This window comes from Cellulomonas hominis (assembly GCF_005239125.1).
GTDB lineage: Bacteria > Actinomycetota > Actinomycetes > Actinomycetales > Cellulomonadaceae > Cellulomonas > Cellulomonas hominis_A.
This window is the reverse complement of record NZ_SZYE01000113.1, coordinates 1-12,597: the sequence shown is the minus strand read 5'-3', so window position 1 is coordinate 12,597 and position 12,597 is coordinate 1. Positions and strand designations below refer to the sequence as shown.

Annotated in this window: 10 protein-coding genes; 7 read left to right on the top strand and 3 right to left on the bottom strand. The window is 74.7% G+C overall.

Features of this window, described 5'->3' with window-relative positions:
* The coding region (locus tag FA014_RS13190; RefSeq protein WP_154730125.1) for an ABC transporter permease at positions 1-2,313 on the top strand (2,313 nt) is incomplete at its 5' end.
* 85 nt (positions 2,314-2,398) lie between these two features.
* Here the strand turns inward: FA014_RS13190 and FA014_RS13185 are convergent.
* Positions 2,399-2,830: a hypothetical protein gene (locus tag FA014_RS13185; RefSeq protein WP_230323138.1), complete on the bottom strand. Its 432-nt coding sequence runs from the start codon at positions 2,828-2,830 to the stop codon at positions 2,399-2,401.
* 379 nt (positions 2,831-3,209) lie between these two features.
* On the opposite strand from FA014_RS13185, the gene FA014_RS13180 reads away from it, so the two are divergent.
* Positions 3,210-3,458 (top strand): WhiB family transcriptional regulator, encoded by a 249-nt coding sequence (locus FA014_RS13180; protein ID WP_147794125.1) that lies wholly within the window; start codon positions 3,210-3,212, stop codon positions 3,456-3,458.
* A gap of 220 nt (positions 3,459-3,678) precedes the next feature.
* Here the strand turns inward: FA014_RS13180 and FA014_RS13175 are convergent, their stop codons facing one another.
* Positions 3,679-5,181, bottom strand: a complete 1,503-nt coding sequence (locus tag FA014_RS13175; RefSeq protein ID WP_154730124.1) for a sensor histidine kinase — start codon at positions 5,179-5,181, stop codon at positions 3,679-3,681.
* 176 nt (positions 5,182-5,357) lie between these two features.
* Between FA014_RS13175 and FA014_RS13170 the strand changes: the two genes are divergently transcribed.
* From FA014_RS13170 to FA014_RS13150, 5 genes are all read left to right on the top strand, one after another.
* The gene (locus FA014_RS13170) at positions 5,358-5,864 is read left to right on the top strand and encodes a DUF2505 domain-containing protein (RefSeq protein ID WP_154730123.1); all 507 of its coding nucleotides are present in this window, start codon (positions 5,358-5,360) and stop codon (positions 5,862-5,864) included.
* 240 nt (positions 5,865-6,104) lie between these two features.
* Positions 6,105-7,403, top strand: coding sequence for an ABC transporter substrate-binding protein (locus FA014_RS13165; RefSeq protein WP_154730122.1), 1,299 nt, complete (start codon positions 6,105-6,107; stop codon positions 7,401-7,403).
* 105 nt (positions 7,404-7,508) lie between these two features.
* On the top strand, positions 7,509-8,606 hold the full coding sequence (locus FA014_RS13160) for a carbohydrate ABC transporter permease (RefSeq protein ID WP_195969290.1): 1,098 nt from the start codon (positions 7,509-7,511) through the stop codon (positions 8,604-8,606).
* Positions 8,603-9,520 carry a carbohydrate ABC transporter permease gene (locus FA014_RS13155; protein ID WP_154730121.1) on the top strand — a complete coding sequence of 306 codons (918 nt, stop codon included), beginning with the start codon at positions 8,603-8,605 and terminating at the stop codon, positions 9,518-9,520. The genes FA014_RS13160 and FA014_RS13155 overlap by 4 nt, the downstream gene beginning before the upstream one ends.
* A gap of 108 nt (positions 9,521-9,628) precedes the next feature.
* The gene (locus FA014_RS13150; protein ID WP_154730120.1) at positions 9,629-10,663 is read left to right on the top strand and encodes a LacI family DNA-binding transcriptional regulator; all 1,035 of its coding nucleotides are present in this window, start codon (positions 9,629-9,631) and stop codon (positions 10,661-10,663) included.
* 163 nt (positions 10,664-10,826) lie between these two features.
* Here the strand turns inward: FA014_RS13150 and FA014_RS13145 are convergent.
* Positions 10,827-12,597 (bottom strand): aldehyde dehydrogenase family protein (locus tag FA014_RS13145; protein WP_154730119.1); only part of this gene is annotated, 1,771 nt, incomplete at its 5' end.

Here is a 12,597-nt window from a genome sequence, read left to right as displayed (position 1 = left end):
TGCGCGAGGGCTTCGCGGTCAAGGACACGCTGCACCCCGACCGCCTGGTCTACGGCCTGCCGACCGACGACGACGGCGTCCGCGGACGACCCCGCCGGCGCGACCGCCCGTGCGACCGACGGCGCGACCGCCGGTGCGACCGACGGCGCGACCGCCGCGCCGTCCGACGAGGCGACGGCCGCCCCGGGCGAGCCCGAGGGGACCTACCGCGAGGTCCGCGCCGACGCCGAGGTCGTCGGCCTGACCACCGACCCGACGTCGGCCTGGGCCCAGTACGGCGGCGCCGCGCTCGCCACCCTCGACGACACCCTGCTCTGGGCCAGCTTCGGCGACGGCGACGGGACGCCCACGCTGTCCGACGCCGCGACCTCGCAGCTGCTGCTCGCCGTCGACGAGGGCGCCGACACCGCGACCGTCGTCGACGCGGTCGAGAGCGTCCTGACGGCCTCCGGCGGCACCGACCCGATCGTCCTGACCCGCGACGCGGCCGCCGAGCGCAGCCTGTCGGGCAGCGACGGCACCGGCCCGATCCTGGTGGTCGTGCTCGCGTTCGCCGCGGTCGCGATGATCGTCGCGGGACTCGTCATCGCGAACACGTTCCAGGTGCTCGTCGCCCAGCGGACCCGGACGCTCGCCCTGCTGCGCTGCGTCGGCGCCGTGCGGTCCCAGGTGCGCCGGTCGGTGCTCCTGGAGGCCTCGCTGCTCGGCCTGGCGGCCTCCGTCGCGGGCACCCTGCTCGGCACCGCGCTGGTGCAGGTCGCCCTGCTCGTGATGCAGAACGCGGACCTGCCGTTCCCGGTGCCGTCCGTCGTCCGCCCGACCGTCGCGAGCGTCGTCGCGCCGCTGGCCGTCGGCGTGGTCGTCACCGTGCTCGCCGCGCTGACGCCCGCCCGGGTCGCCACCCGGGTCGCGCCGATCGCCGCGCTGCGGCCGGCCGACGCGCCCGCGGCCGGCAGCCGAGCGGGCCGGTTCCGGCTGGTCGTCAGCCTGGTGCTGGTCGTCGGCGGGACGCTGCTGCTGGCCGGCGGGGTCGTCCTGTCGAAGCAGCTCCTGGTCGTGGCCGTCGGCATCGCGATCCTCGGGGGCGCGGCGTCCTTCATCGGCCTGCTGGTCGGCGCGGTGTTCTGGATGCCCAGGGTGGTCGCCGCGATCGGCCGCCTGGTCGGCCGGTTCGGGATGCCGGCGCGGCTCGCCGCGGCGAACACCGGCCGCAACCCCGCGCGCACCGCGGCCACCAGCACCGCGCTGCTGATCGGCGTCACGCTCGTCGCGATGATGAGCACGGGCGCCGTGACCGCCCGGGCCACCCTGGACGACGAGCTCGACACCCGGTACCCGGTCGACCTCGCGGTCGCGGCGCCGTTCACCACCGACGAGAGCGGCAACCCGGTCACCGAGGCGCTGCCCGCGGGCACCGTCGAGGCGCTCGCCGACATCCCCGGGGTCGAGTCGTCAGCCACGCTCGTCCGGGACAGCGTGGAGCTCGGCGGCACGCAGACGGTCGACGCGCTCGGCATCACCCCGGAGCAGGCGGCGGCCGTCCTCCGCGACACCGACCTGGCCGCGGCCGTCGGCGACGGCAGCGTCGTGGTGCCCGAGGCCGTCGCGAAGAGCGCCGGCATCGAGGACGGCGACCGGGTCTCCGTCGCCCGCGCCGAGGGCTCCGGCGTCGGGACGCCCGTCGACCTGACGGCGGCCGTCGTCCCGCTGGACAGCTGGTTCGTGCTCGTCACGCCGGGCACGCTCGACGAGCTCGGCTCTCCCGGGACGCTCAGCACCGCCTGGCTGCGGGTGGCCGACGTCCTCGACTCCGGCACGGTCGTCCAGCAGGTGCAGGACCTCACGTCCGACTCCGTGCTGGAGATCACCGGCGCGGCGCTCGAGCGGGCGCTGTACCAGCGCGCGATCGACACCCTGCTCGCGGTCGTCGTCGGGCTGCTCGCCGTGGCGGTCGTGATCGCCCTGATCGGCGTGACCAACACGCTGTCCCTGTCGGTGATCGAGCGGCGCCGCGAGTCCGCGACGCTCCGCGCGCTGGGCCTGACCCGGCGGCAGCTGCGGGCGTCCATGGCGGTCGAGGGCGCGCTGATCGCCGGCGTCGGGGCGGTCGTCGGCGTGGCGCTCGGGCTGGCGTACGGCTGGCTCGGGTCGGCGGCGGTGCTCGCCGGGATCGCGGACCTGCAGCTGCGGGTGCCGTGGACCGACCTCGGGCTGGTGCTCGGGGTGGCGCTGGTGGCGGGCGTGCTCGCCTCGGCCCTGCCCGGCCGGACGGCCGCGCGGACGCCCCCGGTGGCGGCGCTGGCGGTCGACTGACACCGCGTCCGGCACGACGACGCGCGCCCGGCGGGGGTCTCCCCGCCGGGCGCGCGTGCGTCCCGGGACGGCGGGCCCGGCGGGGTCAGTCCTCGCGGCCGGCGGTGCCCGTGGTCCAGGCGACGACGGTCGGGGTGACCAGCAGGGCGCCGACCAGGACGGCCAGCACCAGCACGGCGACCGACCAGACGGCGACCTCGACGCCGAGCCAGCCCACCGTCAGCACGACCAGCAGGATCTGCACCGTCATCACCGGTGCCCGTCCCCAGCGGTGCCCCTGGAGCAGCGCGCGCCCGGCCCCGCCCAGCACGGCCGCGAAGCCCGCGGCGAGCAGGACCAGGAACGCCACGGGGCCCGGCATCGAGGTGCCGCGCACCAGCGCGACGACGAGCGCCACGGCGATCACCGCGACGGCGAGCGCCTGCAGCAGCACGAGGCCGGCGAGCAGCCGGACGGCGCCCGGCGCGGCGGCCGGCCGCGACGACGGGGGCGGCTGGGGGGTGCGGGATCCGGTCACGCGCCGACCCTACGCGCGCCGCGGGTGAATCCGCGGGGCGTCCGCGCAGGTCCCGGCCCGTGCCGCTCGCGGGCCAGGGACGATGGTCCCGGTGGCCGGACGAGTTGGCGCCCGACGCCCGCCCAGGAGTAGCGTGCGCCCCAGGCGTTCAGCGTGCACACAGATGTGACCGACGCCTCAGTCGTCACGCGCAAGAAACCTGCGCGTAACCCCTTGTGCGCCCTCCGGCGGCCATGTGAATCTTGTACTCAGCAGTTCGAATCCCCCGAGCGCCGACGCTCACGCCCCCCGCCTTCTTCACCGCGTCGGACGTGTGCTCGAGCGCCCATGCCACCCCGCCCCCTGGTCGTGGCATGCCCCTGTGCTGAGGAGAGTTTCGATGGATTGGCGCCACCAGGCAGCGTGTCTGACCGAGGACCCGGAGCTGTTCTTCCCGATCGGCAACACGGGCCCGGCCCTGCTGCAGATCGAGGAGGCCAAGGCCGTGTGCCGCCGGTGCGACGTCGTCGACACCTGCCTGAAGTGGGCGCTGGAGTCCGGCCAGGACGCCGGTGTCTGGGGCGGCCTCTCCGAGGACGAGCGGCGCGCCCTCAAGCGCCGCACCGCCCGGCAGCGCCGCGCGGGCTGACACCCGCCCGCAGCACGACCTCCGACGCCCGTCGCGCCCCTCCCCCCGGGGCACGGCGGGCGTCGTCGCGTCCACCCTCGCCCAGCCCCGCCCGCCCCGCCCTCCCGCGCGCAGGTCCCTCCCGTCGAGATGGCAACTTTCGGCTGCGGGCAGGTGCCTCCGCACAGCCGAGAGCTGCCATCTCGGCGAAGGGCGCGCGGGGGTGGGGCGAGGGGCGGGGTCAGGCGACCGTCGCCGCGGCGTCGCGGCCCGGGGTGCGCAGCATCGCGCGCAGGGTGACCTGCGTGCCGCCGCCCTCGCGCGGGGACCACGTGATCGACCCGCGCAGCTCGTTCGTCACCAGGGTCGACACGATCTGCGTCCCGAGGCCCGTGCCCGGGCCGGTGCTGCTGCCGCCCGACTGCTCCGGGATCCCGGCGCCGTCGTCCGCGACGGTCACCGTGAGGTCGTCCTCGACGCGCTCGGCGGTCACCTCGACGGACCCCGAGTCCCGGCCGGCGAGCCCGTGCTCGACGGCGTTCGTGACCAGCTCGGTGAGCACCAGGGCCAGCGCGGTGGCGTCCTCGGCGGACACCGGGCCGAAGGTGCCGCGGACCAGCGTGCGCACCGACGCGCCGGCCGACGCGACGTCCGCCGCCAGCCGCAGCGACCGGCCGACCAGCTCGTCGAACACCACGGTCTCGTCGAGCGTCTGGGACAGCGTCTCGTGCACCAGCGCGATGGTGGCGACCCGGCGCATGGCCTCCTCGAGCGCCGCGCGGGCCTCGGGGACGTTCATCCGGCGGGCCTGCAGCCGCAGCAGGGCGGCCACGGTCTGCAGGTTGTTCTTCACGCGGTGGTGGATCTCGCGGATCGTCGCGTCCTTGGTGATGAGCTCCCGCTCGCGACGGCGCAGCTCGGACACGTCGCGGCACAGCAGGACGGCGCCGATCCGCTCGCCCTCCTCGGACAGCGGGACCGCGCGCAGGGACAGCGCCACGCCGTGCGCCTCGATGTCGGTCCGCCACGGCGCCCGGCCCATGAGCACCAGCGGCATCGACTCGTCGACCGGCGAGTTCTGCTCGACCAGGTCGGCGACCACCTCGACCAGCGAGCGGCCGACCAGGTCGTCCATCGCGCCGAACCGGTGGAAGCAGGACAGGGCGTTGGGGCTGGCGTAGAGCACCTCGCCCTCGGAGTTCAGCCGCACCAGGCCGTCGGCCACGCGCGGGGCGCCGCGGCGGGGGCCGGTCGCCGCGTTGAGCATCGGGAACTCGCCGCGGGCGATCATCCCCATGATGTCGTCGGCGGCCTCGACGTAGTTCAGCTCCAGGCGGCTGGGCGTGCGGGCGCCACCCAGGTTGGTCTGCCGCGCGATGACGGCGATCGCGCGGCCGTCGTGCACGACCGGCACCGCCTCCTCGCGCACCGCGTACGACCCGAACCAGCGGGGCTCGCGGGACCGCTGCGCGCGGACCTCGCTGAGCGAGCGCTCGAGCTGCGGGCGCTGCCCCTCCGGCGCGCGGGAGCCGACGACGTCGTCGTAGTGCACCGTCGCGCCCGTGCTGGGCCGCGCCTGCGCGATCGCGACGAAGTCGCCGTCGTCGGTGGGCAGCCAGAGCACGAGGTCGGCGAACGCGAGGTCCGAGATGACCTGCCAGTCGCCGACCAGCAGGTGCAGCCACTCGAGGTCCGCGGCGTCGAGGTGGGCGTGGCGCTGCGCGAGCTCGCTCAGGGTGGACACCGCCCCAGCGTACGGCGCACGGAGCCGGCTCCCCGGGCCCGTCCCACGTCCCGGCACGTGACACGCCCCACCCTCCCGCACCGGCCGGGGCGCGCCGCCCCGCGCGGGCGGATACTGTCGTCGGAACCGCACCTCCCCCGCGGTCGCCCGCGCACCTCGGAAGGACCCGAACGCCCGTGCACCTGCAGGTCACCGTCCCCGTCCCCACCGATCCCCGCACCGCCGGGACGATGCTGGCCGACCCGGTGTACGTCCGGGCGAAGGTCCTGGCCAGCGGCGCCGAGGTGCTGCACGTCGACGTCGCGCCCGCGGAGGACGGGGCGCTGACGGTGACGACCCGGCGGGCGCTGCCGACGGACCTGATCCCGGCGAACGTCCGCGCGTTCGTCGGCTCGACGCTCGAGGTGCGCCAGGTCGAGGCGTGGGAGCCCGCGGCGGCGGACGGCTCGCGGACGGGCACGGTGGCGGTGGAGATCGCCGGTGCCCCGGTGCGGCTCACCGGCACGGTGGTGCTGGCGGCGGTCGAGGGCGGCTCCGCGATCACGTACGACGGGGAGCTGAAGGCGAACGTGCCGCTGTTCGGGTCCGCCGTCGAGCAGGCGGCGGCCAAGGCCGTGCGCGGCGCGCTCGAGGCCGAGGCCGGCGTGGCGCGCGAGTGGGTCGCGAGCACGCGCGAGGCGTAACGATTGCGTAACGCGGTCAGCGGTCGAACGCCGCTGACCTGCGGGAACGCTGCGGTGGGACCGCTTCCACACCCGTTTGCCCGCCCCCTCGCTTGACTTCCTCCACCCCCGGACGACAAGGTGCCTGACATGGCGTGAGAGCGCTCCCGCAGAACGTGGTGGGAGCGGTCCCACGACGGGCGCCGGTGCCGGCGACCCGACGGGAGCGGCGACGTCGCCGCGGATGACGAGGGAGTCACAGTGCGCAGGAGCACGCGCAAGACCTGGGTGGCCGTGGCCGGAGCGGCGAGCGTCGCCCTGCTGGCGACGGCGTGCGGCGGCGGGTCGGACGACGCCGCCGGCGGCGACGGCGAGTCGGACGGTCAGATCACCCTGACCATCTCGACCTTCAACCAGTTCGGCTACGAGGACCTCCTCAAGCAGTACGAGGAGGAGCACCCGAACATCAAGATCGAGCACAACAAGTTCGGCAAGTCCGACGACGCCAAGGAGCAGTTCCAGACGGCGCTCGGTGCCGGCTCGGGCCTTGCGGACGTCGTCGGCGTCGAGGTCGACTGGCTGCCGCAGATGATCCAGTACTCGGACCAGTTCACCGACCTGACCAGCGACTCGGTCGAGGGCCGCTGGAACAAGTGGACCACCGACCAGGCCACCACCCCCGACGGCGCGCTGCTCGGGTACCCGACGGACATCGGCCCGGAGGCCATCGCCTACCGCTCCGACCTGTTCGCCGCCGCGGGCCTCCCGACGGACCGCGAGGCCGTGGCCGAGCTGTTCGGCGGCGACGACGCCACCTGGGACGACTTCTTCGCGGTCGGCGACCAGTTCATGGCCGCGGGCACCGGCCCGGCGTTCTTCGACTCCGCCGACGCGCTGGCCCAGGGCATGATCAACCAGGTCGAGGTGCCGTTCGAGGACCCCGACTCCGGCGAGATCATCGCGCTCGACAACCCCGAGATCCGCGACATCTACAACACGATCCTGTCGCACGAGGACCAGTCCGCCGGCCTCAAGCAGTGGGAGACCGACTGGACCAACGCGTTCCAGAGCAACGGCTTCGCGGTCGCGCTCGCCCCGGCCTGGTTCCTCGGCAACATCGAGGGCAACTCGGCGGGCGTCGAGGGCTGGGACATCGCCAACGTCTTCCCCGGCGGCGGCGGCAACTGGGGCGGCTCGTTCCTGGCCGTCCCGACGATGTCGAAGCACCCGGAGGAGGCCAAGGCGCTCGCCGACTGGCTGACCGCCCCGGAGCAGCAGCTGGCGGCGTTCGCCGTCAACGGCAACTTCCCGAGCCAGATCGAGGCGCAGCAGTCGGACGAGCTCCAGGGCATGACCCGCGAGTTCTTCAACGACGCGCCGACCGGCCAGATCTACACCGACCGGGCCGCGGCCATCTCCGTCGCGCCGTTCAAGGGTGAGAACTACTTCACCATCCGCACCGGCCTGTCGGACGCCTTCAACCGCGTCGACGTCGACAAGTCGATGACCCCCGAGGAGTCCTGGAAGGGCTTCGAGGACGCGGTCGCCGCGATCGGCTGACCCCACCGGGCCGGGCCGCCGGGAGCTCCCGGCGGCCCGGCCCGTCGCGCGGGCACCACCCGCGCCCGCACGCACCACCCCGGCCCGCCCGCACGAAGGATCCCCATGGCCACCCAGACGGCGCCCCCCAGGGGCGCGGCACCGCGCAGCGACGACCGCGCGCCCCGGAAGATCGGCTTCAAGCAGACGCTGGGCCGCTGGGACGTGAAGGTCTCGCCCTACCTCTACATCTCGCCGTTCTTCCTGCTGTTCGCGGTGGTCGGCCTGTTCCCGCTGCTCTACACGGGCTGGGTCTCGCTGCACGAGTGGAGCCTGATCGGCGGCCAGGGCGAGTTCGTCGGGTTCGACAACTTCACCTTCGTGCTCGGCCAGACCTTCTTCTGGAAGGCCCTGCGCAACACCCTCAGCATCTTCCTGCTGTCGACGGTGCCCCAGGTGATCGTCGCCCTGGTGATCGCCGCGATGCTGGACGCGAACCTCCGCGCCAAGACGTTCTGGCGGATGGGCGTCCTGCTCCCCTACGTCGTCGCCCCGGTGGCCGTCGGCCTGGTGTTCTCGCAGATGTTCGCCGACGGCTCCGGCATGATCAACTCCCTGCTCGGGCAGATCGGCATCGACCCGATCGGCTGGCACAAGGACGCGTTCGCCTCGCACATCGCCATCGCGTCGATGGTGAACTTCCGCTGGACCGGCTACAACGCGCTGATCCTGCTGGCCGCCATGCAGGCGATCCCCCGCGACATGTACGAGGCCGCGACGCTCGACGGCGCGAACCGCCTCCGGCAGTTCTTCTCCATCACGGTGCCGATGGTCCGTCCGACCATGATCTTCGTGATCCTGACGTCGACCATCGGCGGCCTGCAGATCTTCGACGAGCCGCGCATGTACGACGCGACCGGCCTCGGCGGCTCGAACGGCCAGTGGAAGACCGTGACGCTCTACCTGTACGAGCTGGGCTGGAACAAGCAGCAGCTCGGCCGGGCAGCGGCGGTCGCCTGGCTGCTGTTCCTGATCATCATCATCTTCGCGCTGATCAACAACTTCCTGACCCGGCGCATCGCCTCCGCGGACGACATGAGCCGCACCGCGAAGGCCGCCCGCAAGCAGAGCCGCCGCGCCTCCCGCGACCTCGCCCGCCGGGTCAAGCAGACGTCCGACGCCGCGGTCCCCGCGGCCGCACCGACCGAGGTGGACCCCCGATGAGCGCCCCGTCCGTCCCCGTCATCGCGCAGACCGCCGGCAAGGGCGCGGCCCGCGCGGCGCAGCGCAAGCGCAACAGGACCAACGGCGGCGCCGACCGCCGGCCGGGCTGGGTGACCTACGTCGTCCTCGGCGCGTTCCTGCTGATCTCGGCCTACCCGCTCTACTACACCTTCCTGCTGTCGTCCTCGACGTCGGCCGACGTGGCGCAGAACCCGGTGCCGTCGCTGCTCCCGGGCGGTGAGTTCCTCACCAACCTGCAGCGCGTCTTCGACGCCGACATCGACCTGGTGAAGGCGACCGGCAACTCGCTGGTCGTGGCGGTCATCACGAGCCTGTCCGTGGTGTTCTTCTCCACGCTCGCGGGCTACTCGTTCTCCAAGCTGCGGTTCCGCGGTCGCGGCCCGCTGCTGGTGTTCGTCATCGCGACGATGGCCGTGCCGACCCAGCTCGGCGTCGTCCCGCTCTACATCGTCATGCGGCAGCTCGGCCTGACCGGCAACCTGCTCGCGGTGATCCTGCCGGCGATGGTGACCGCGTTCGGCGTGTTCTGGATGACCCAGTACCTCGACTCCGCGCTGCCGTACGAGCTGATCGAGGCCGCCCGCGTCGACGGCGCGTCGATGTTCCGCACGTTCTGGTCCATCGCGCTGCCGGCCGCCCGGCCCGCCGCGGCGATGCTCGCGCTGTTCACCTTCATCACGTCGTGGACGAACTTCTTCTGGCCGTCCATCGTGCTCGGCACCCAGAACCCGACGCTGCCGGTGGCCCTCAAGCTGCTGCAGGCCGGCTTCTTCCAGGATCTGCCGCTCATCATGGCCGGCGTCGTCCTGTCGATCATCCCGCTGCTCCTGCTGTTCGTCGTCGCCGGCCGCCAGCTGGTCGCGGGGATCATGGCGGGAGCCGTCAAGGGCTGACCGCTACGCTTCGCGCGGGGCCCGTCTCCGGGCCCCGCGCCGGGGCGCGCGTCCGTCGGTGCCCCGCGCGGCGCCGCCACCCGACCGTCACGAGGGGGGCGATCCACCGTGATCGACCAGTCCGCCATCCCGTCGGTGAGCCACCCGGCCCCGACGCTGGAGCAGGTCGCGCTGCGCGCCGGCGTGTCCCGGTCCACCGCCTCGCGCGCCATCAACGGCGGCGACCGGGTCTCCCCCGAGGCCATGGAGTCCGTCGCCGCGGCGGTCGCCGACCTCGGCTACACCCCGAACCGCGCCGCGCGCTCGCTCGTCACCCGGCGCACCGAGTCGGTCGCGCTGGTCGTGCCCGAGCCGGACGAGCGCGTGCTGTCCGACCCCTTCTTCGCCGGCGTGCTCAACGGCGTGTCCACCCCGCTCGCGCTCGCCGACCTGCAGCTGCTGCTGGTCATCGCGCGACCCGGGGAGTCCGAGCGCACGGCCCGGTACCTGCGCGCCGGCCACGTCGACGGCGCGATCGTGGTGTCCCACCACCGGGACGACGCCATCGACCGCGCCCTCCAGGCCTCCCGGCTGCCGACGGTGTTCATCGGCCGGCCGCTGGTCGGCGGCGAGTCCGCCGCCGTCGTCGACACCGACAACCTCCGCGGCGGTCGGATCGCGACCGAGCACCTGGTGCACCTCGGCCGTCGGCGGATCGCCACCATCGCCGGCCCCGCCGACATGTCCGCCGGCATCGACCGGCTCGCCGGGTGGCGGGCCGCGCTCGTCGACGCGGGCCTGCCGGACGACGCGATGGTGCACGGGGACTTCACCGTCGACGGCGGGGCCGCCGCGGCGCGCGAGCTGCTCGCCCGGTTCCCCGACCTCGACGGCATCTTCATCGCCTCGGACCTCATGGCGGCGGGGGCGCTGCCCGAGCTGGCCGAGGCCGGCCGGGACGTCCCGCGCGACGTGGCGGTGGTGGGCTACGACAACTCGGGCCTGGCGACGACCACCAAGCCGAACCTCACGACGGTCACCCAGCCGGTGATCGCGATGGCGCGCGCGGCCGGCGAGGAGCTCGTGGCGCAGCTGCAGGGCCGGCACGCCCGCACCGAGGCGCAGGTGTTCGCGCCGGAGCTGGTGGTCCGCGGCTCGGCCTGACCCGCCGCCGCGCCGTCGCGCGCGCCGCCGAGCCGCCGCGACGCCGAGCGAGTAGTCGACACGTCGAGCGAGCAGTCGCCGACTACTCGCTCGACGTGTCGGGTACCCCCTCGACCCGCACGCCCCCGCTCGGCGCGCCCGAGGGTGCCGCGCGGCGCCGGCGTCAGCGCGTCGGGTCGACGTGACCGAAGCGGTGCCGGGTGCGCGACACCGCCTGCTCCCGGACGACCGTCATGAGCTCCCGGCGTCCGCTCGCCACGACCGGCGCGTCCAGCACCGTCACCTCGCCGGTGCGGGTGACCGCCGCGGCGCGCAGGCCCGGGGCCGACCCGACGACCCGCACCCGCCCGGTGACCTCGCCCGCGGCGACCCGCGCCGCGAACGCCTCGTCGGGCTCCTCGGCCGCCCGGCTCAGGGTCACCGGCACACCGGCGGTGCGGGCGGCCGACAGCACCCGCCGCACGTCGCGGTCCCGGGCGTCGGCCCCGACGCGGACGGTCAGGTGCGGCACGGGCCGGTGCCGCAGCGCGTTCTCCTCGGACGCCAGCCCGGACGGGTCGTGCGCCGCCCCGAGCTCGTCGCGCCACACCCGGGCGTCGTCGGCACCGGCCCACGCGAGCCACGCGTCGTCGGCGAGCGCGGCGATCTCCGGGGCGTCGGACCACGCGCCGAGCTGCGCGACGTACGAGGGTCCGCCGGCCTTGGCGCCGGGGCCGACGACCGAGGCCTTCCAGCCGCCGAAGGGCTGCCGCTGCACGATCGCGCCCGTGATGTGCCGGTTCACGTAGGCGTTGCCGACCTCGACCCGGTCGAGCCAGTGCGCGATCTCCGCCTCGTCGAGCGAGTGCAGGCCGCCGGTCAGCCCGAGCGCGACGGCGTTCTGCACGTCGATCGCCTCGTCCAGGGTGTCGACCCGGATGACGCCGAGCACCGGGCCGAAGCACTCGGTGAGGTGGAACCAGGACCCGGGCCGCACGCCGTGCTTGACCCCGGGGGTCCACAGCCGGCCCTCCTCGTCGAGCCGCCGCGGCCGCACCAGCCACGCCTCCCCCTCGTCCAGCGTGGTGAGCGCCCGGAGCAGCTTGCCCGACGCCGGCTCCACCAGCGGGCCCATCGTGGTGCCGAGGTCGTCGGACCAGCCGACCCGCAGCGACGACACCGCGTCGGCGAGCTGGCGGCGCAGCCGGTCGGAGGTGCCGGCGGACCCGACGAGGATCGCGAGCGACGCGGCCGAGCACTTCTGCCCGGCGTGCCCGAACGCCGACCGCACCAGGTCCGCGACCGCGAGGTCCACGTCGGCGGACGGGGTGATGACCAGGGCGTTCTTGCCGGAGGTCTCCGCGAGCACGTCCAGGTCGGGGCGCCAGCCGGCGAACAGCTGCGCCGTCTCGAGCGAGCCGGTCAGCACGACCCGCGCGACGTCGGGGTGCGTGACCAGCCGGCGGCCGACCTCGCCCTCGGGCGACAGCACGACCTGCAGCGCCGCCTCCTCGACCCCGGACGCGTCGAGCGCCCGCTGGATCGCGGCGCCCGCGACCCGCACGCACCGCGGCGTCTGCGGCGCGGGCTTGATCAGCACCGGCGACCCGGCCGCGAGCGCCGCGAGCACGGAGCCGACCGGGATGGCGACCGGGAAGTTCCACGGCGGCGTGACCACCGTGACGCCGCGCGGCCGGAACACCGCGCCGGGGACGCGGCCGTCGGCCAGGTCCTCGGCGCGGTCGGCGTAGTACCGGGCGAAGTCGACGGCCTCGCTGACCTCGGGGTCCGCCTCGGCGACGGTCTTGCCGGCCTCGTGCACCATCGTCGCGACCAGGTCGGCGCGGGCGGCCTCGAGCTCGTCGGCGGCGCGGCGCAGCACGGCGGCGCGCTCCGCGGGGGTCCGCGCGGACCAGGCGGGCGCGGCGGCGACGGCCCGGGCCACGACCGCGTCG